12 protein-coding genes and 1 rRNA gene are annotated in these 22,637 nt (G+C 35.5%); 6 read left to right on the top strand and 7 right to left on the bottom strand.

The window, feature by feature from the left end:
* Positions 1–111: 111 nt before the first annotated feature.
* From PFY10_18475 to PFY10_18455, 5 genes are all read right to left on the bottom strand, one after another.
* On the bottom strand, positions 112–1,695 hold the full coding sequence (locus tag PFY10_18475) for a calcineurin-like phosphoesterase C-terminal domain-containing protein (GenBank protein WBV56184.1): 1,584 nt from the start codon (positions 1,693–1,695) through the stop codon (positions 112–114).
* Between the two features lie 43 nt (positions 1,696–1,738).
* Positions 1,739–3,190 (bottom strand): SusD/RagB family nutrient-binding outer membrane lipoprotein, encoded by a 1,452-nt coding sequence (locus tag PFY10_18470; protein WBV56183.1) that lies wholly within the window; start codon positions 3,188–3,190, stop codon positions 1,739–1,741.
* Positions 3,191–3,201: 11 nt separating this feature from the next.
* Positions 3,202–6,174, bottom strand: coding sequence for a SusC/RagA family TonB-linked outer membrane protein (locus PFY10_18465; protein ID WBV56182.1), 2,973 nt, complete (start codon positions 6,172–6,174; stop codon positions 3,202–3,204).
* Positions 6,175–6,525: 351 nt separating this feature from the next.
* The gene (locus PFY10_18460; GenBank protein WBV56181.1) at positions 6,526–7,272 is read right to left on the bottom strand and encodes a glycerophosphodiester phosphodiesterase family protein; all 747 of its coding nucleotides are present in this window, start codon (positions 7,270–7,272) and stop codon (positions 6,526–6,528) included.
* 64 nt (positions 7,273–7,336) lie between these two features.
* Positions 7,337–10,411, bottom strand: a complete 3,075-nt coding sequence (locus PFY10_18455; protein ID WBV56180.1) for a carboxypeptidase-like regulatory domain-containing protein — start codon at positions 10,409–10,411, stop codon at positions 7,337–7,339.
* Positions 10,412–10,653: 242 nt separating this feature from the next.
* Between PFY10_18455 and ligA the strand changes: the two genes are divergently transcribed.
* The 4 genes from ligA (at position 10,654) to PFY10_18435 (ending at position 18,456) form a co-directional block, all read left to right on the top strand.
* Positions 10,654–12,660 (top strand): NAD-dependent DNA ligase LigA, encoded by a 2,007-nt coding sequence (gene ligA / locus PFY10_18450; GenBank protein WBV56179.1) that lies wholly within the window; start codon positions 10,654–10,656, stop codon positions 12,658–12,660.
* A gap of 107 nt (positions 12,661–12,767) precedes the next feature.
* Positions 12,768–15,050: a T9SS type A sorting domain-containing protein gene (locus PFY10_18445; protein WBV56178.1), complete on the top strand. Its 2,283-nt coding sequence runs from the start codon at positions 12,768–12,770 to the stop codon at positions 15,048–15,050.
* 91 nt (positions 15,051–15,141) lie between these two features.
* Positions 15,142–17,694, top strand: coding sequence for a T9SS type A sorting domain-containing protein (locus PFY10_18440; protein ID WBV56177.1), 2,553 nt, complete (start codon positions 15,142–15,144; stop codon positions 17,692–17,694).
* Positions 17,695–17,808: 114 nt separating this feature from the next.
* On the top strand, positions 17,809–18,456 hold the full coding sequence (locus PFY10_18435; GenBank protein WBV56176.1) for an MgtC/SapB family protein: 648 nt from the start codon (positions 17,809–17,811) through the stop codon (positions 18,454–18,456).
* Positions 18,457–18,480: 24 nt separating this feature from the next.
* Here the strand turns inward: PFY10_18435 and PFY10_18430 are convergent, their stop codons facing one another.
* A complete protein-coding gene (locus PFY10_18430) occupies positions 18,481–18,963 on the bottom strand; it encodes a copper resistance protein NlpE (protein ID WBV56175.1) in 483 nt (160 codons plus the stop codon).
* A gap of 160 nt (positions 18,964–19,123) precedes the next feature.
* On the opposite strand from PFY10_18430, the gene PFY10_18425 reads away from it, so the two are divergent.
* Together PFY10_18425 and PFY10_18420 are read left to right on the top strand one after the other, a co-directional pair.
* Positions 19,124–21,262: a S46 family peptidase gene (locus tag PFY10_18425; protein ID WBV56174.1), complete on the top strand. Its 2,139-nt coding sequence runs from the start codon at positions 19,124–19,126 to the stop codon at positions 21,260–21,262.
* 175 nt (positions 21,263–21,437) lie between these two features.
* Positions 21,438–22,232 (top strand): hypothetical protein, encoded by a 795-nt coding sequence (locus tag PFY10_18420; GenBank protein WBV56173.1) that lies wholly within the window; start codon positions 21,438–21,440, stop codon positions 22,230–22,232.
* Between the two features lie 206 nt (positions 22,233–22,438).
* Here PFY10_18420 and rrf read toward each other — a convergent pair.
* Positions 22,439–22,547 (bottom strand): 5S ribosomal RNA (gene rrf / locus PFY10_18415).
* Positions 22,548–22,637 lie beyond the last annotated feature (90 nt).

The following is a 22,637-nucleotide window of genomic DNA, read 5'->3' as shown; positions in this document are numbered from 1 at the left end:
AGCATATTTTGTTTAAAGATGAATCATGTGAATGTTTTTCCACGATATTCTTTAAAATAAAACCGGCTTACAGAAGCCGGTTCTCAGAAAGTATAGTAAAAAAAGAATAAATTAAGGAATAAGCACGGGTTCTTTCACTTCGAATTCTTCAGAAGCTGAAAACTGGTTTCCATACATATCCATAGCTCTCACTTCCACCTTGTGCTTCCCTAGTGCTAATTTATTAGTAAATCCACCGATCCATATGTGTTTTGCCATTTCAGGATTTGAGGGTCTTCTTCCCGGGAAAAGATTCTGTGTGGTATCCCATTTGAATACGGACAAAGCAAAATTAGGATCGATCGTTTCGTCATACTCCATATCTTTCCATTCCGCATTATCTATCCTGTACTCCACTTTATCTTTTTTACTCCCCATAAAGAAGTTGGCAAGAATTTTAGCTGATGTTTTTGATGGATAAGGAATGACCTTCGGAACATACAACTTTATCTGATAGTCATCAGGTTTACCAGCTGTTTTGTATTTAACTTTATACTGGTTATCCGCAAAACTTATGAATGAATATCCTTTGGCTGTTCCGTCTCTCATCGTAGAAGTAGGCAATCCCATTTCATCAGGAGTTCCGGAATACCAGTCACCACAAGTTGTTCCTACATTATATTCATGAAGGTCTTTAGCTCCATTCCAACCTGCTTTTTTGCCATAAAAGATCTGCTGTTGGATATGAGTATGTGCTGATAAAAGAAGCGCGTTAGGAAAAGGGCTTAAAAAATCAAACAATTTCTGACGGTCCGCATTTCTGAAATTATCTTCATTAGTATGTTCCAACGGAATGTGGAAAGAGATCACAATCAGTTTGTTTTTATCCACCAGCTTCAGGTCATTTTCAATGAATTGCAGCTGATCATTTCGGAATCCTCCCCAATATCCTTTTCCGTCTCTCGGATCCGGATAAAGAATATCGTCTAAAATAATAAAATGTACATTCCCGTAATTAAAAGAATAATTGGCAGGTCCAAAATTAGCTTCAAAAGTTTCGTCTGAAAACTGATCTTCCTTTGCATCATAATTCATGTCATGATTTCCCATTACATTGTACCATGGTAAACCAATCTCTTTCATGACATCAGCATACGGTTTCTGAAGGCTCAGATTATCTCCTACAAGATCTCCAAGACTGATTCCCAGAACCGCATTCTTTTTTGTGTTCTTTACTTCATTTACAATTCCTCTTTTGAAATAATCCAGTTCTTTCTCCGTATAAGGCTGAGGATCTCCAAAAACCAGGATATCAAAGTTTTTATCCTCCTTTTGTCTGTACAATGCAAAGTTGAGCTCTTTTGGTAACTCTCCTGTCGGCAGCGTTCCTTTGTATTTAAAATCCGAAGGAGATCCTTTTGGTTTGTAATGATAGTAATATTGAGGTAAATTATTACTGTTAACAGGTGTCATATAACCCGATGGTTTGATCACAAAAATGGTTTGATTTTCACTAACCGGTAAGCTATATCTTCCATTTTTATCTGTTAAAACAACCTGGGCACCGTTAGATACCGCAACTCCTTCGATTCCTTTCTCACGGCTTTCTTTTTTTTGATTTTTATTCATGTCTTCGTACACATAGCCGGATACGGAAGTTTGTGACCATGCCATTGCTGAAATCAGAAGGCATGGCATTAATAATTTAATATTCATAGGATGATTTATTTTTATTAAGATGTATTACTTCAGGTTTTTATTAGTTATTCCACCAGGTTTTAATATTGATATTATCTCCTCCCATCTGCTGAACAGCAGCCTGATAGTTTGCTGTATTTAAAACTTTTGGATTAGGTGGATACATCAACCTTTGGGGCAGATTCCCATTGTTAAGGAGACCTCCATTATTGGGAAGTACAGGAAAACCGGTTCTTCTCTTTTCAAACCATTGTTGCTGATCTACAAAGAACAATGCAATATATTTCTGAAGCATAATCCTGTCGATATTTCCATTATAAGCGACATTCGGATTCGCAAAATAATTTGCAGGTACAACAGCTCCCCATTGTTCTATTGCAGCCTTTACCCCATTTTCATAAAAGGTCTGGGCATTTCCCTGAATGATTCCTTTGTTTGCTAATTCCGAAAGGATGAACTGCAGTTCTGCATAAGGATAAATGAGAATATTCAGCGGAGCTTTTGCTAGATTCTGATTCATATTGGACGGTTGATAACTGAATATCGTTCCATAAGCATAACCTGATGGAGCACCTTTATACCCTATATTCTGCTGGCTGGCAATATCTTTAGCCTGGCCGAAAAACATAGCCAGACGTGGATCGTTATTCGCTTTCAGAGCTTCTACAAAAAATTCCGAAGCCGCTCTTCCTGTAGTAAAATCCTGAGGCCTTGCAATAGGAGGAAGAAGTGGTGATACTCCTGTAATATTGAGCTTTGCTGTCTCATTGTTATTTTGAAAGAGAGGATATGTGGCAGGATCATTTACAATCTCCTGAATTCGCTGATGAACATTTACTTCTCCGTTTTTCTTCAGGATTCTTGTCAGCAACCTCAACGACAAAGAATTACAAAACTTCTTCCAGTTTATAATCCCATTGGCATCCGATTCTGCCTTATAGAAAAGATCATTCCCTGTAAGTGGCTTATTGGTAATAAAAAGTGCATTGGCTGCTTTCAGATCATCCAGCAATCGAATATAAATGTCTTTTTGTTTATCAAATTTAGGCTGTGATATCCCATCGTCTAATCTTGAAGCTTCAGTAAAGGGAATATCACCATAGGTATCTGTAAGATTGGAATAAATCCAGGCATTTAATACCATAGCAATAGCCTGATAATTCTGGTCTTTTTCTACTATTGCTGCCTCTTTCAGGTCTTTTACCTGTTTCAGCCATTTATATGAGTTATTCCAGAATCCGGCTCCTGTATTTTCGGTAATATAATACCGGCTCAACGAATTTCCTTCATTCGGAAAATCAAGTGACACCTGCATAATGTCAAACGTAAAATCATTGGCTCGCATGTAATTAACGGAAGCCATGTTATATTGAATAGGAACAAGTAATTTAGCCGCTACCGGATCACTTATCCTGCTTTCGTCAATATTTACTTCATCAAGACTTCTGCTGCAGGAAACAGGGATAAGAACTATTCCTGAAATTAATAATATGTTGAGTAATAATTTTTTCATGATTTTCAATTTTAAAATTTAACATTAAGCTGAATTCCCACTGTTCTGGCCGTAGGCAGCTGTCCCATTTCCACTCCCGGTGTAATCTGGCTGTCATTAAGAGTTGCAGCTTCAGGATCGAATAACGGGAACTTTGTCCACATCCAAAGATTTCTTCCAAATAATGCTATTGTAAGATCGGTCAGTTTAAGCTGCTCCGTTACACTTTTAGGAAAAGTATAAGATATTCTTGCATCCCTTAATTTGACAAAAGAGGTATCAAATGAGTTGGTTTCTACATTGGCTCTTCTGTAATAATCAGCGTAATAAGCCGAAACGGCGACACCTTTGGTGTTTGGTGAGTAAGATCCGTCAGGATTTTGTACCACTCCTTCTCCTACGATCAGACCATTCGGATTATCTCTTCCGATCAGGGTATGCGTTAATTTGCCCTGTTCAGTCATTTTGTGATGCGACTGGGAATAGGCCATTCCTTTGTATTGTCCGTCAAAAGAAAAGCTGACGGTAAAATTCTTGTATCTGAACTCGTTTTGAAGACCGGCCCTCCATTTCGGATATGCATTTCCTATCTTTTTCATCTCAGTTGGCTTCGCTGTTAAGCCGTCACTTCCATATAAAACCTGTCCGTCAGGTGAATACATCAGTCCATAGCCATACATATCTCCCAATGATCCACCAACTACTGCATTATAATACACCACTCCACCTACACTGCCTAAAGTATAAGGCTGTCCTTGAAATTCATCCGGAAGTGAAAGGATCTTATTTCTGTTCATTGACCAGTTCGCATTTACACTCCACGAGAAATTTTTATTTTTAACGGGAAAGGTATTTAAAGTCATTTCCAATCCCCTGTTTCGTATCTCCCCTGCGTTGATGGTTCTTTTACTATATCCTGTTTCATACAGAGCCGGGATATCAACGATCTGGTCCTTAGAATTGTTCTGGTATGCGGTAATGGAATAGCTGATCCTGTTTTTAATTATACTGAAATCCATTCCGGCTTCAATATTGGTAAGCATCTCAGGTCTCAGGTTAGGATTAGGAAATAAAGAGGGAGCCTCTACTGATCCGGAGAACACACTGTTGTTATAATATTTTATAAGTTTATAAGGGCTTGTGTCATTTCCAACCTTTGACCAGGAAGCCCTTAATTTCCAGTAATTGAACTGGTTTGAGCTAAGTTTGAATATGTCTGAAAGAATAAAAGAAAGCCCTGCTGAAGGATAAAAATAGGATCTGTTGTTTTTAGGAAGTGTGCTGCTCCAATCATTTCTTGCCGTAAGGTCAAGGAAGATCTTATTCTGATACCCCAAAGTCACCAAACCATAGGCACTATTGACCTGCTTATCGTTTGGAGTTGCAAATTTTGTAATGTTGGCAATGCCATTGGGCAGTGTATAAACTCCCGGCTTCAAAAGACCGTCGGCGAGATAATCATACATCGTGTATTCGGAATAACGGATATTTCCTCCTACTGATGCACTGAAATCAAAATCTTTAAATGTATTTTTATAAGTAAATAATAAATCGTTATTAAGATCCATCTGTTTAATATGCTGCTCCCTGTACATTCCCTGAAGATAGTTGGCAGAACTCCATGGCCTTTGCTGAGTACGTTCTTCATTGGTGAGCTCCATACCGGATCTGAACATGACCTCAAAGTTTTTGGCCAATTTATAGTTAAGGTTTATGTTTCCTGTGATAAAATTCTTATCCACCCCGTTTAACATTTCGTAGGCGATCATGTATGGATTATCAATATAGGAACTGAAGGGATGGATCTGATCCACCTGGTATTTATCTTTTTTCCATATTGGCCGATACCAGGCAAGATCTACATTCGGGTTCTGGAAAATCATGAAGTAGGAAATCGATTGATTGCTGTAACCTGTCGCAGGCAGGTTATCACTTGTCATTTTATTATAGTTGAATTTAACTCCTATTTTTAATTTTTCATTGATCTTATGGTCAAAAGAAATCGCTGCATTAAATCTGTCGAAACCCGTATTAGGCATCATCCACTCATTTTTAAGATAGGTTAATGAGGACCTGAAAGAGGTATTTTCATTGGATGCCTCTACAGCAATATTGTTTGAAAATGTGCTACCTGTTTGCCAGAAGCCTTTGATATTGTCTTTGTAAGGTCTCCATAATTCTCGTTCCGCACTCTGACCTTCCAATGTGGGATCATATTGAAAATAATATTGGCCTGCAAATTTCGGCCCGAATGCACTACTAGTACCACCGGTATTTACTCCATCCGGTGAAGCCCCATACGAATAGAAATAATTCCCTTTCGAATCCTTTTGCATAGTCCCCTGACCATACTCATATTGATAGTCCGGCCATTTTAGCACTGTATCATAGCTTGAATAGGAATTTAAGGTAACCTGTATCTTTCCCTTTTTGGTTTTTCCGGATTTAGTTGTGATCATTACTGCACCTCCCGCACCTCGTGATCCGTATAAAGCTGCTGCGGTAGATCCTTTTAAAACTGTTATTGTTTCAATGTCATCAGGGTTGATGCTGTTGATTCCATTCCCGTAATCAATAGGTAAATCAGCTTTTGCTCCTGCTCCATAGGCTGAAAATCCGGTACCTGTGGTTGAATTGCTTAATGGAACACCATCCACTACGATAAGTGCATTATTCTGATCCATATTCATCGAGATATCACCTCTAAGTTTGATGAGTGAGCTTCCTAAAGGCCCCGCTCCCGCTGTTTGGATCTTCAAACCGGCAACTTTACCTTCAAGAGCCTGAGCCCAGTTATTATTCTGGGTTTTTAACAGCTCTTCAGATTTGATGGTTTCAGCAACATATCCTAAAGATTTATCGTGTCTTTTAATACCTAAAGCAGTAACGACCACTTCATCAATATTTTTAATGGTATCTTTCCTGGCTTTCTGTTGGGCTGTCAGGCTGGAACTAACTAATCCCAAAAATGATAAAAACAATAGTTTCTGTTTCTGTTTACGCATATCTTTTTGTTTGCGCAAAAGTAAAAGCTACTGGTGAAGATGATTTTAATACTATTTTAACATTTATTAAAAAAATATTAAACACAATATGAACTTATTATCAACAAGGGTTTGTACTTTTCTGGTTAACAGCACATTAAAATGATGAATATTATTTAATGTGATATGCATAGCTTATTTCATTATCTTTATTGTCTTTTTATGATACATTACTTTCACATCACAATAAAAATCTAGTAATCAAATACTTGATCACCAGAACCGTTCTCATCTGAATGTATATTATAAAAAAAGCAGCTTGCCATGGGCAAGCTGCTAAAAAATATCTACGTTTAAATAAACTTTTAAGGTCTATTTACCTTTTAACTGATCAGGAATATTTGTTGTAATAAAACCGATTCCCTGGCTTTTTAATTTCTCATAAACCGCAATATCATTCACAGTCCATGAATTGGTAATTAAACCCAATTCTTTAGCTTCGGAAATCCATGTCGGATTTTTGTCGAAAACACTGTAATGATAGTCCATCCCGTCCAGACCTTCATTTTTAATCTGTTCCGGAGACAATTCTCCATTAAGGTATTGAACTTTAAATTTCGGTTCTGCCTTTTTAATTTCTTTACAAATATTCAGGCTGAAAGAAATAAATTCACTCTGAGATTCCAGTTTCAGGTCCTTTATTGTTTTGATTGTTTTTTGAACCAGCTCATCTTCTTTTTCTTTTGTCTTATCGGGCTTAATTTCAACAATCAGTCTAAGAGACTTATCTTTCTTTCCCTGTTTCAGATAATCTTTAAGGGTCGGGAAGTTTTCACCGTTTGAAAGCTTCACTTTTTCTAACTCTTTGAAGTCTGTTTCGGAAATTTCCATTTTTCCATGGTGCTCATCATGGTTAACGACCAGGACTCCATCCTTTGTCATTCTCACATCGAATTCAGCTCCATAAATCTTAAGCTTTTGGGCATTCTCCAACGATTTTAATGAATTTTCGGTGGTTGGAGGTTGTGTTTGCCAATAACCTCTGTGTGCGATAATCTGGGTTTGTGCCTTCATTGCAACTGTACTTAAAACTGCTAACCCTAAGATAAAATTTTTCATAATATAATCAGATAATTAAAAATGTCAAAGTCCGGGACTTTGACATAAAGGTAGTATTAAAATTTTAGAAAGTATATTTCGCTCCTAACTGAATCTGGTAAGGATTACCTGATAAAGGTTCTAATCCACTGGTATTCAGTTTATATTGATATTGTTGTGTTGCTGCATCAAATCCTGTAATTCTATACAATGCTGTATTTCCATAGGATTTATTGACTCCCCACTCTTTATTAAGAAGATTGGCAACATTAAAAATATCAACTGAAAGTTCAAATCCACCAATTTTTTCAAACTTGATCTTCTTAGCAATACGGATATCCCATACTCCATAGAAACCGTTCTTACCTCCATTACGTTCAGCAATTTTGTTATTGTAATCGCTGATATAGTTTTTCAATGCTTTACCTACTTCAGGGTTATCAATTAAAGTCTGTGTAAGATTCGGGAATATGTATGCCAGATCGTTCGTATCAACAAAATCTCCGTTCGTATTTCCTCCGGAAGTCACTGAGAATCTGGTTCCTCCTATCCCTGAATATCGTATACCTACGGTAAATCCAAAAAAGGTAGGTGAATTCCCATACAATACCACCTTATTACGGAACTGATTATCGGAATAGGTCATTCTCAGATTTCTCGGGTCACTTTCAACCATTGTGGATAAAGTTGCAGAATTGGCAACATTCCCATTATATGAGGTATTATCCTTGATATCAGACCATGTGTAGCTTGCTGTAATTTCTCCATCTTTGTAATAACGGTAACTTGTATCAAATACAAACGAAAACTGATTTACTTTCCCGTCGCTTACAAGTTCAAGTACCCTTCCGAAATTATTATTAATTCTGCCTGCTTTCCAATCAACAGTTCCATTAGCATTTACTGTATTCAGAGGAACAAAAACACCTCTTCCCCCTTCATTATTTAATGTAAAATAAGGATTGGCTACCATGTTTCTGTCATAATAGAAATAATTGTTTCTTCCTAAGGCAGCATAAGCAGCAACACCCGCTCTGAATCTTTCATTAAAGAAGTGAGTATAGGAGATATTCGCCTTATAAACGATTGGAATTTTAGCATCTTTACCTGTATAATTAATGGTAGGAATCTGATATTGTGATAAAGTAGGAACAGTTCCGTAATCATTCCTATAGCTGGTGAAGTTCGGGACAGGAACATCTTTACCAGTCACATCTACCGTTGCCAAGTGTCTTCCGTCAAATACAAGGTTGTTGATCACCATATAATTGTTGATATCCGAAGAGAAGATTCCTGCACCAAATTTCAAGAAGTCTTTGCTTTCTTCATTGATATTCCAGTCAAATTGAAATCTGGGTTGAATAACAAATGATTTAATACGGTTATCGGTTCTGATTCCCATTTGATCATATAGCTTTTGATTAAGCTCGGCTTTAGGATATCCACCATAATCCAGCCTTAAACCAGCCATTAAGTCAAGTCCTTTAGCAATTTTTGTTTGAATCTGACCATATACGCCAACATTCCAAATGTTCGATTTTACAGAAGGATCATCCATTAAAGGAACCTCTCTGTAAAACCTGTAAGGCGTAAGGTTATTAAAATTATCAATTCCTAAGAATTGAAATCTTCCGTTCACCTCGCTACCATAAATAGATTTTGATTTCGTGTACATCAGGTCGATACCTGCTGTATATTTAATCTTATCTGTATTATAGTATAAATTGTCTACGATCTGGAATACATTATTTCTAAAGCTTTCCTGTCCGAAACGGTGTCCGCCGATCTGGATATTGGTTGTAAGGTCCTTTCCATCAATGGTAGACGGTACACGTTCTACAATTGCCCTGGGAACAGCATGCCCCAACTGATTGTTCTGGTAGCTGTTCTGGTAAGTATATAAATATTGTGCTTTTAATTCATTGGTAAGATTTGACTTCAGATTTGATCTTAAGGTTAATAATAAGCTATTATCCAGGTTTTTATCATTTCCATATGATTCAAAAAAGTTGATGGCTGTGTTATCTGCCAATCCGTTTTTATTAAAATCATAAGTAAAGTTATTTCTTAAGGTTAGTAAGTTTTTAGGGTTGATCTGCCAGTCTAAACGTAGGAATCCGGCATCAGAATTCCTTACTTTATCAAAGCTTCCGAATTGCGGAGTATTTCCGACACCATATTTAGCTCTCCCAATATTTAAAACCTGATTAAGTGTTTCATTGGTTACATTAAACCTTAAAGCATCATCTTTAGTTCTTACATCTGCAATGATCAAAGGCCTGGAATCCAATTGATGATCCCATGCGGCAAAGAAATGCAACTTATTTTTAATAATCGGACCTCCTAAAGATACCCCGAACTGTGAGGTTGAAAAGTCGTTTACCCTTTCATTTCCCCTGATATCATATTTGCTGGATAACCATCCTGTTCTCAGATATTCCCAGGCACTTCCCGTAAAGGTATTGGTTCCTGATTTCGTTACAGCACTCACCGTACCTCCTCCACTTCTTCCCAATGTAACATCATACTGGTTGGTCGTAATTTTAAATTCACGTACTGCTTCAATTGAAATGGAATAGGGTGCGCCACTTCGGCTGGTTGTAGATCCTGCAGAAGTTGGATTCTTGGCAGTCATTCCATCGATGGTAAAGTTGGTTGAAGATCCTAATTGTCCTGATAAATTCCCTCCCTTTCCACTTAACGGAGACAATTCTGTAAGATTGGTAAAGTTTCTTCCATTAACTGGCAATATTCCCATGTTTTTAGCAGAAATAGCTGTTGCCGCACCAAGATTTCCGATCTTATTTTTAAGGTTTCCCGTTACAACTACGGTTTCAATTACCTTTTCATGATCCCCAAGATTAACATCTACGGTAACCTGATCTCCAAAATTGACATTGTAGCCCTCTCTTTTTTCATCGTTTACAATAACCGTATAAGGACCACCAAGAGGAATTTCTTTAAAAATATACTCTCCTTTTGAATTGGTTTCAGTTTCTGTTCTAAAACCTGTAGACTCATTAACGATGGTTACCTTTACTTTTTCCTGGGCTTTAGTCCCGGTGATTTTTCCGGTAATGGATGCCTGTGTGGTCTGTGCATAAGCCATTGTACCAAAGCTCAAAAACAATAATCCCAATACAATCTTTACTTTTCTCATCTTTTCAAATTAGCTGGGGCAAAGGTATTGGGTCTGTACAAGCTTGCTATTTAAGGAAATTTTAACATTTCTTTAATTAAATTAGAACGATATGTTAAGCTATTACTAACAAATAAAATAAAGAAATGGCAATCAACAACTTATCATGTATTACAAATTTTTAATGTATCCATATTATTTAATTATGTTATTTTCTTAATGATATTAGTTTTAGCTATTTTTGCTTAAAAGAAAAAATAGCAATGTCCGAAAACATTCAACAAAAGATAGAACAGCTTCGTAAAGAACTTCATCAGCATAATGAAAATTATTATTTACTGGATGAACCTACCATTTCAGATTTTGAATTTGACCAATTATTAAAGGAACTTCAGGATCTCGAAGCAAAGCACCCGGAATTTTATGATGCCAACTCTCCCAGTGTACGTGTTGGAGGTGGGATCACTAAAGTCTTTCCTACTATTCAGCATCAGTTCAGAATGTATTCCCTGGATAATTCCTATGATTTTGATGATCTTGAAGACTGGGAAAAGCGAATTATTAAAACGATTACCGGCCCCGTGGAATTTGTTGCAGAATTAAAATATGATGGTGCTTCTATTTCTATTTTGTATGAAAATGGTAAACTGATACAGGGAGTTACTCGTGGAGACGGTTTCCAGGGAGATGAGATCACTGCTAACGTACGTACTATTTCAGATATTCCTTTGACATTGAAAGGAGATTTTCCGTATCGTTTTTTCATGCGTGGGGAAATATATCTGACGAGAAAAAATTTCGATAAAATCAATAAACTAAGAGAGGAAGAAGGATTAGATCCTTTTATGAATCCACGAAATACGGCAAGCGGAAGTTTGAAAATGCAGGATAGTGGTGAGGTAAGAAAACGCGGGCTTTCTTCTGTATTGTATCAGTTTATTTCCGAGGAAATTCCGGCAGAAACGCATTGGGAATTGCTTCAAAAAGCTCAGACCTGGGGTTTCAAAACTTCCCAACAGGCAAAACTTTGTAAAACTTTAGATGAAGTAAAAGATTTCATTACTTTCTGGGATACAGAACGACATAATCTTCCTTTTGAAATTGATGGAATTGTACTAAAAGTAAATTCTTTACAACAGCAGAGACAACTTGGATATACTGCAAAATCACCTCGCTGGGCAATGGCCTATAAATTTAAAGCTGAAAAAGTAGAAACGGAATTACAAAGTGTATCCTATCAGGTCGGAAGAACAGGAGCCATTACTCCGGTAGCTAATCTGAAACCTGTTCTATTGGCAGGAACCACTGTTAAGAGGGCATCTCTTCATAATGAAGATATCATTAAAAAGCTGGATCTGCATGAACACGATTTTGTTTATGTAGAAAAAGGAGGTGAAATTATACCCAAAATTGTGGGTGTCAACAAAGACAAAAGAACAGAAAAAAGCAGGGAAATCGAATACATTAAACATTGTCCTGAATGCGGAACCGAACTTATAAAAGTGGAAGATCAGGCGATTCATTTCTGTCCGAATGAACTCCACTGCCCTCCGCAGGTAGTAGGAAGAATGATTCATTATGTTTCAAGAAAGGCTTTAAACATAGAAAATTTAGGGAGCGAAACCATTGAACAACTCTACCGGGAAAAATTAATTGAAAATCCGGCAGACTTTTACACTTTAACCAAAGAACAATTACTTCCGCTGGAAAGAATGGCTGAAAAGTCGGCACAAAATATTATCTCAGGAATTGAAAAATCTAAGGAAATTCCTTTTGAGAAAGTATTGTATGGAATCGGTATCAAACATGTAGGAGAAACAGTTGCCAAGAAACTGGTTAAAAACTTCCCTACTATTGATGACCTGAAAAATGCAACTGCCGAAGAATTGTGTCAGGTGGAAGATATAGGAGGTAAAATTGCATATAGTATTGAAGCGTTCTTCAATAATCCGGAAAATATTTTAATGATTGAACGCTTAAAAACCTACGGTGTTCAGCTTGAAAAAGGAGAAAGTACCAACGAAGTTTTATCCCATGTTCTGGATGGAAAAACATTCCTGTTCACCGGAAAACTGTCTCTGTTCACAAGAGAATCTGCAGAGGATATGGTGGAAAAACACGGTGGAAAAAATATTTCTGCGGTTTCTAAAAACCTTAATTATCTTGTTGTGGGCGAAAAAGCCGGCAGTAAATTGAAAAAAGCTCAGGATATCGGGACTATTGAGATCCTTGATGAACAACAATTTTTAGATTTGATAGAAAATCAATAAAAAAAACAGACATTTTAACAATAATTAAATAATAAGCCATTGATATATACTATTGATGGCTTATTTTTGCTTTTTAAAATAAAAAAATAACTACTAACTAGTAATACATGAAAAAAATCTACTTAATCATTTCTCTGATTATATTTGCTATGTTTCAGGCACAGATTGTGAATATTCCAGATGCTAATTTTAAAGCCAAACTTCTGTCAGCAAACACAACAAACGGGATCGCATACAACAATAACCACCAAAAAATTGTAATTGATACAAACGGAGATAGTGAAATTCAGGTTTCAGAAGCATTGAATGTATCAGAACTTTTTATTCCCGGTCAAACAGGTAATATGATTGCTGATCTTACAGGTATCAATCAGTTTACCAATCTTACGGCTTTAAGTGCTTTTAATAATGCTTTGACTAATCTTCAAATAACAGGATTATCCAACCTTACACTTATACATGTAGCCAACAACAATCTTACTAACGTTTCTTTTGATAATTTGAACAGTCTGCAGACTTTATCTATCGCTAACAATCAACTTTCTGGTTTCTCAATTACTAACTCCCCCAATCTACAAAGTCTCTCATGTAGTGGAAATCAATTAGTATCGGTAGATATTTCCAATTTCCCAAATCTGGTCACTTTAGAATGTAATAATAATTTAATTACAACATTAATTTTAAATAACAATAATAATTTGACAAACATTGTTGCCTCACATAATAAGCTTGTAACCATTCCGTTTGGGGAGGCTCCTAATGTGGCAAATTTATATATTGATTATAATCTTTTTACTACAATTGATGTGGGACAACTTACACAGCTTGGTAATTTTAATTTTTCTAATAATCCCAATCTCGTAAGCTTTAATATTAAGAACGGAAAAAATAACTATACTCAAGGAGCAACTCCATATTTTTCAAACACACCAAGTTTAAGTTATATATGCGTTGATGATATCGAGTTGGGAGCGATAAATGCACTGGTCAATTATTACAATCAGCCTAATGTTGTATTAAACTCATATTGTTCTTTTGCTCCCGGAGGAAATTCTTATACCATACAGGGAAGCACGAAATATGATTCCAATAATAATGGTTGTGACATCAATGATCCTATAAAAGCGTTTCAAAAATTCTCAATAACAAATCCTTATAATGCCGGTAATATGATAGCAAATGCTTCAGGAAATTATTCAATTCCAGTTCAAGCCGGCAATTATACCATTACACCTGTATTAGAAAACCCTACTTATTTTAATATTTCACCAACAAATGTAACTGCAAATTTTCCTACACAAACAAGTCCCCTTACTCAAAATTTTTGCATGTCCGCCAATGGAACACATAACGATCTAGAAATTATCATTATTCCTGTGACTGCTGCTGTACCAGGTTTTGATACAAAATATAAAGTTTTTTTCAAAAATAAAGGTAACACATCACAATCGGGAACTTTAGTTTATAATTTTGATGACAATCTGATGAATTATCTAAACTCCACGATTGCTCCAAACACTCAGTCAACTGGAATATTATCCTGGAATTTTACCAATATTTTACCCTTCGAGACTAAAGAAGTTACATTAACCTTTACATTAAACACACCAACACAAACACCACCCTTAAATGGCGGAGATCTATTGCACTACACAGCACAGATTAATGGAGGTACAGATGATACACCAACAGATAATATATTTACTTTAAATCAACCTGTAGTTAATTCTTTTGATCCCAATGACAAAACATGCCTTGAAGGAACCTCAATTGCACAAGCAAAAGTTGGAGATTACGTTCATTACCTAATCAGATTTGAAAATACAGGGACAGCCAATGCGAAAAATATTGTGGTAAAAGACGAAATTGATCTTACGAAATTCGATTTATCCAGTTTGATTCCTCTTAATGGAAGCCATAATTTTGTAACGAGAATCAATGGAAATGTAGTCGAATTTATTTTTGAAAACATTCAGCTTCCTTTTGATAATGCGAATAATGACGGATATGTTTCATTTAAAATCAAAACAAAATCTAATTTGGTTATCGGAGATAGTTTCAGTAATACAGCCAAGATCTATTTTGATTATAATGCGCCTATCATTACGAATACTGCTACAACTTCTGTTCAGAATACCTTAGGAACATCCGAAATTACTAATGATAAAGACCAGTTCAGTATCTATCCGAATCCGGTAAAAGATATTGTATTCATAAAGTCAAAAGAGAAGATTGTAAAGGCAGAAATCTATGATACAGCTGGAAGGATTTTAAATTCAATAAGCGTAAGCAATAATTCTGTCAACACCTCTGAACTTGCTAAAGGAAGCTATATGATCAGATTGTTTACAAAAGATCAGGTTATGGTACAGAAATTCATAAAAAATTAATTTCAATTAAGTATATTTTTTAGATACCATTAAATAGCAATTAAGTAATGCTAAAAAAACTCACATAAAAAATGATAAACCAATAAAATTTATGAAAAAACTTTACCTCATTCTTTTCGTAAGTATTCTGCCTATATTTAAAGCACAAATCTTAAATATTCCAGATCCGAACTTTAAATCTTATTTATTATCTGCAAATAATACAAATTATATCGCTCTCGACGTTAACCACAATCCTGTTGCTATAGATCTTAACGGCGACAACGAAATTCAGGCTAGCGAAGCAAGTTTAATAAAAACTCTTGATATTAATGGAACAACGAGTACAGTGGGATCGCAAATCGGCGATATTACAGGTATTAAAAGTTTCACAAATCTTACGAAACTCTCTGTACAATTTATACCGAACAATAACTTCACCTCTTTTGATGTTAGCGGGATGACTTCCCTTACAGAATTATTTGCTGCTGGTTATTATCTTTCAGCGCTTAATGTAGATAATTGTACCGGTCTTAAGAAATTGAATATTCAAGGTGGAAATTTCCAGACACTTACTTTAAATATTCCCTCTTTAACACATTTGTCTATTTCAGAGTATTTAAATTATTTAAATTTTCAAGGTTGCCCAAATATCAAAGTCCTAAATTTAGAACGAGTATTGCTAAGTAATATTAATCTAAGCGGTATAAATAATTTAGAAGAAGTTACGATTTCAAGTTATGGTTATTCATGGTTAAATAATACTATAAATATTAGTGGCTGTAATGATTTAAAAAAAATCTCCCTTTTTGGCCCGGACATACAATCTTTATCTGTTTCCAATAACCCATTGCTCACAGAAATTACCTCCAATTATAGCACTACAGTTCCTAATGTAACAATATCTAACAACCCACTACTAAAAAGTATTTCACTGGTTGATAATGAAATTACAAACCTGACAGTAACCGGATCCCCATTGCTCGAAATTTTTGATGTTGATGAAAATGCTCTTAACAGTATTGATTTAACAGGTTTTCCTATTCTTACAACTGTAAAGTGTTCAGAGAACCAACTCACACTATTAGATTTGAGTTCTAATCCTTTACTTTCTTACTTAGATTGTTCGGATAACAATATAAAGATTTTAAATTTTAAAAATGGAGGACAAGGTGTTCCATATAATTTCAATATTGATGATAATTCAGAATTACAATATGTATGTTGTGATTTACAGCATACCAATGCTGTTTTATCCTACTTGAATATGTATGGTTATACTAATGTTAATGTTAATTCTTATTGTTCTTTTACTCCTGGTGGAACTTTTTACACCATAAATGGAGACACAAAATACGATTCCAACAATAATGGCTGTGATATTTCGGATCCAGGAAAAGCATTTCAAAATTTCTTGGTTACAAGTGGGTCTTCCACTGCTAATTTTATTGCAAATTCGGCAGGTGTCCATTTCATACCGTTACAAGCTGGAACTCACACTATTAGTCCTATACTCGAAAATCCTACTTACTTTAATGTCTCGCCAGCAAATTTAATAACCACCTTTCCTACTCAAGCAAGCCCATTTACACAAAACTTTTGTTTAACGGCTAATGGAATACATAATGATTTGGAAATTATGATTATTCCAATTGAATCAGCAAGACCTGGATTTGATACAAAATATAAAATTGTTTACAGAAATAAAGGAACTTCCGCACAATCAGGAACCTTAGCTTATAATTTCAATGACAATCTAATGAATTATCTAAGCTCCACGATTGCTCCTAATTCACAGTCAACTGGAATCTTATCCTGGAATTTCAACAATATCTTACCTTTTGAGACTAAAGAAATTACAGTAACCTTTAAATTGAATACTCCTACACAGACTCCTCCTTTAAACGGTGGTGATGTACTGCATTACACAGCACAAATCAACGGAGCTACAGATGATACTCCTTCAGATAATACATTTACATTAAACCAAATCGTTGTCAACTCTTTTGATCCTAATGATAAAACCTGTCTGGAAGGCTCTTCTATCACTCAGGCACAAGTCGGAGATTATGTTCATTATTTGATGAGATTTGAGAATACAGGAACGGCCAATGCTCAAAACATTGTCGTAAAGGATGAGATCGATACTTCAAAATATGATATATCCAGCTTAGTTGCACTGAATGGTAGCCATAATTTTGTAACGAGAATCAATGGAAATGTAGTCGAATTTATTTTTGAAAACATTCAGCTTCCTTTTGATAATGCGAATAATGACGGATATGTTTCATTTAAAATTAAGACAAAATCCACTTTAAATATTGGTGATAGTTTCAGTAATACTGCCAAGATCTATTTTGATTATAACGCACCTATCATTACGAATACTGCTACAACTTCTGTTCAGAATACCTTAGGAACATCCGAAATTACTAATGATAAAGACCAGTTCAGTATCTATCCGAATCCGGTAAAAGATGTTGTATTCATTAAGTCAAAAGAGAAGATTGTAAAGGCAGAAATCTATGATACAGCAGGAAGGATTTTAAATTCAATAAGCGTAAGCAATAATTCTGTCAACACCTCTGAACTTGCTAAAGGAAGCTATATGATCAAATTGTTTACAAAAGATCAGGTTATGGTACAGAAATTCATAAAAAATTAAATCACTTTACATCAATAAACGAAAGACTGCCTTAAGAAGCAGTCTTTTTTTATATGCTTGAACGATCACGTAAGAATTTATTGTATTTTTATTCAAGGTTTTAATTATACACCCATGGATTTTCTACAAGATCACTATTCCATTCAAAATGAACTGATACTGATATTTATTTCAGTTATGCTCGGGCTTTTTATCGGTGCTGAACGTGAATATAGAAATAAGTCTGCAGGACTCCGCACGTTTATTCTGGTATGTTTCGGATCTTGTCTTTTCACCATATTATCAATCAAAATAGGAGTTCAGAATCCAGATCGTCTGGCAGCCAATATTATTACCGGTATAGGTTTCTTGGGAGCAGGGGTCATTTTCAAAGGAGATAATAAAATCGATGGAATTACAACGGCAACAACCATCTGGGCAACTGCTTCAATAGGAATGGCTGTGGGTTCAGGATATGTATACTTTTCGTTGCTGGGCACTACATTGGTCCTTCTTGTCTTGAGCTCGCTAAGTTATTTGCAGAATTTTATCGACAATAATCATAAAATCAGGGAATATAAAATATCTATCTCCGCTTCTGATCACATCAGTCATTGTGAGGAATTATTCAGGAATAATCATTTAAAATTTCTTATCATGAGACAGCAATATTCCAAAGACAGTTTAATTACGACCTGGAGACTTACGGGGAATACCCGGCAACACGAGCTTTTGATTAAGCAAATGATGAATGACCCTAAAATTATGTCCTATCAATTTTAAAATAAAAAATAAAGGCAGCAGCCTTTATTTTTTATTGAAAACATACAGATCTTTATTGGGACCGGTAATCTCCTTTCCATCCAAATCAAGCTGAGTAAGATGGTTTTCACCTACCTTGTATTTGTAATTAGCGGATTTTCCTTTTAAAGTCACAATACTGCCCGTTTTATCCCACTCCAAGGTTCCTTTATCTTCATTCTTTGATTTTCTGTCGATATATTCTTCTGTAATATGGAACGTATTATCCTTATTCAATGTGAGAGAAGTTTTGATCCCCGGGCAATCTGCACATGGAACCACAGCCTCATAAGTTCCGTTCCAATCCAATGAATTCTGAGAGTTATGCCCATCAATCAAAGCGTTGCCAGCCACTGAATCCAACGGTTTTTGGATCGAAGCTGAATCTGTTTCCGGGGCAGAAAATATTTCTCTTTGTTTTTCTTTGGGTGAACATGAAGCCAGTAATATGGCCAGTACAGTTCCGGATAAAAAAGTTTTGTTTTCCATAAATATTGTTTGTTACTGGTTATTAAATAACGGAATCCATCCCATTATATTTTTCAATACAAATTATTAAATGCCATTATCAATGAATCTACCTCGTTTTCAGGATGACTTGTAACTTATAATCCTAATTTTCTTCGTAAATTGGACAAAATTTTTGATTATGATAAAAAAGATACTTTTATCTGCATTTCTTTTGCCTGCCGCAATGGCTTTTGCCCAACAATATGGGGGAATGTGGATTCCAACGGAGCTGAATGAAAAGGAAATGAAAGACCTGGGAATGAAAATCTCTGCAAAAGACATCTTCAATCCTCAAAAGGCCAGTATTAAGGATGCCGTTGTTCAATTTAACGGTGGCTGTACAGCAGAAATTATTTCTCCTAAAGGACTTTTATTAACCAATCATCACTGTGGCTTCGGACAAATTCAGGCACATTCTACAGTACAAAATGATCTCCTTTCCAATGGATTCTGGGCAACGAATATGAGCACCGAGCTTCCTAATCCCGGATTAAAAGTAGATTTTATTGTAGATATCAAAGAAGTAACCAATCAAATTCTGGAGGGTACGGATCATCTTTCCGAACCTGATCTTTCAAAAAAAATCAACAACAATATTGAGATATACAAGAATTCTCAAAAAATAGAAAATTATCAGTCTATCACTGTAAAGCCTATGTATTATGGAAATAAATACTATGCTTATACAATAGAAACTTATAAAGACATCCGTTTGGTAGGAGCACCGCCACAAAGTATAGGGAAATTCGGAAGTGATACGGATAACTGGGTATGGCCAAGGCATACGGGAGATTTCTCCATGTTCAGAATTTATGCAGATAAAAACAATAAGCCTGCAGAATATTCCAAAGATAATGTCCCTTATGTACCTAAACATTTTCTACCTGTTTCCATCAAGGATAAGAATGAAAATGATTTCACATTTGTATTTGGCTTTCCGGGAAAAACCACTGAGTATCTTCCATCAATTGCAGTTGAAAAAATCATGAATGAGATTGATCCTGCAAAAATTGCAGTCCGCGATGTCGCTTTAAAGACTTTGGATGAAAAAATGCGTGTGGACAATGCAACACGTATTAAATATGCTTCTAAATATGCTTCAGTGGCAAATTACTGGAAAAAATGGATTGGAGAAGTAGAAGGCCTGAAAAAGTCTAATGCTGTAGAAAAGAAAGTAATGTACGAAGGATCCCTGGTAGCTAAAAATCCGGAAATCAAAACAACATTAGACCAGCTGAATAAGCTATACACTGAGCAGGCTCCTTATGCTTTAAATAATGCCTATTATTCTGAGTTAATTAAAAATGCTGAGACATTAGCATTAGCTAATATGTATTCCAACTATATCTTATCCGTAGAAGCAGGAAGAATGGATGAGAAGGAAATTACAGCATTTAAAAATAAGCTGACTTCTTTCTATAAAGATTACAGTCCGGAGCTTGATGCAAAAGTAACTGCAAAGCTCCTTGCTCTGTATGCCAACAAAACAAACGCTCAGTTTTTACCAGCGGGATTTGATAAATTTAAAAACGAAGCACAGAACATTCAGAATATCGAAGAGATTTCTAAAAACTCTATCATTACCGGCAGAACAGCTGTAAATGGAGCTTCTTTAAGTGCAGATATTGACAAGGCATTTTCTAATCAGGATAAACTGGTAAGAACATTAAAAAAAGACCCTGTTTATCAATTATTTTCAAATATCAAAGACACTTATTCAAAAACAGCTGATCCTCAGTATACCTCAATCCAGACAAAAATTGATGCGCTGCAGAAAAAATTCATGCAACAGCAAATGTCGACCGATAAAGACAGAAAATTCTTCCCTGATGCCAACTCCACACTTCGTGTGACTTACGGTAAAGTAAAAGGTTCAAATCCGAGAGATGCTGTTTCTTATGGTTATCAAACTCATTTGGCAGGAGTTATAGAAAAATACATTCCGGGTGATTATGAATTTGATGTTCCTAAAAAGTTAATCGATCTTTACAATAAAAAAGATTTTGGAAATTATAAAGATAAGGGAGGTGATGTTCCTGTAGGATTTACGGCAACCAATCATACCACAGGAGGAAACTCAGGAAGTCCGGCTCTTGATGCTTACGGAAATCTAGTAGGATTAAATTTCGACAGACAATGGGAAGGAACTATGAGTGATATTAATTATGACCCCCGTTTTAGCAGAAACATCATGGTTGACACCAAGTACATTCTATTCATCATTGAAAAATTTGCCGATTCCAAGTGGCTGATTGACGAAATGAAAGTTATCAAATAATTCTTATCCATAATAAGATGTTTTAAACCCTATCTAAAGTTAGATAGGGTTTTTAATTGAAAAGATAATCTTTCCTTATCCAGGAGCAGTTAAGCGCAATTTAAGGATAGGTAAAATCTATATAAAATAACATACCGATCACTGAACAGTATGTATTTTTAATAAAAACTTTTTTATGAATGATAACCATCTTAAAATGTGTACGGAATGTGGTATACAATATCCAGAAAGCTATCAGGGCAATCTTTGCCTAATTTGTAATGACGAAAGACAATCAGTCCCTCAAAGCGGACAATCGTGGACTGCCCATGAAAAGCTTCTGGAAAAGCATAGCATAAAAATTAAAAAACTGAATAATAACCTTTACGAACTGGTTGTTAATCCGAGGTTTTCTATTGGACAGCGGGCCTTGCTGGTACTTTCTAAAAACGGAAATATATTATGGGATTGCATTCCCCTTCTTGATGAAGCAGCTATTGCATTTATTAATTCTAAAGGAGGCTTAAAAGCTATTGCTTTCTCTCATCCACACTATTATTCCAATATGAAAATGTGGGCAGATACCTTTAATTCTAAAATTTATATTCATCAAAACGATAAAGAATGGGTTGTAAATGGAGGTGATTTTGTAGAATACTGGACCGGTCATCAGCTTAATCTATGGAATCAATTAAAGCTTCACAATATTGGTGGCCATTTTGAGGGAAGTTCTGTCATAGAAATACCATGGATGAGCGAAAACGGAACGCTTTTAATTGGGGATACCATGTATCTTTCCCCATCCATGAATCATTTTGCTACAATGAGAAGCTATCCCAACAGAATTCCTCTTCCTTTAAATGAAATTAAAAGAATCGAAAAACGTTTTGAAGAAATAAACTATGATACCATCTACGGCTTTTATTCTTATCAGAATGTAGAAAAGAATGCCAGAGAAGTTGTAGAGAAGTCATTTAGCAGATACCATTGAGGAGTGAAGAATTATGAATGATAAATAATAAATGATGATTGATAATTGATGAATGATCTTTTATCATTTATAATTCATCAATGATCAGTGATCATTGATCTTTTATTCCTATGGTATGGTGTAGTAGGTATAGATATGTATAGGTATAGGTATAGTTATAAAACAAAAAAGTCTCATACAAATTCATGTATGAGACTTTTAATAAAAACTGGCGGCGACCTACTCTCCCGCTTGTCGCAGTACCATCGGCGCTGGTGGGCTTAACTTCTGTGTTCGGAATGGGAACAGGTGAGCCCCACCGCTAAAACCACCCTAAAGAAGGTATATAAGATATCAGAGGCTAGATTTCAGATTTCAGACCTATTATAAAGTCTGTTATCTGATGTCTTGTATCTGACATCTGTT

This window comes from Chryseobacterium daecheongense, assembly GCA_027920525.1.
In the GTDB taxonomy this organism is placed as follows: Bacteria; Bacteroidota; Bacteroidia; order Flavobacteriales; family Weeksellaceae; genus Chryseobacterium; species Chryseobacterium proteolyticum.
Note: the sequence above shows the minus strand (reverse complement) of the source record. Positions and strands in the feature narration are given on the sequence as shown.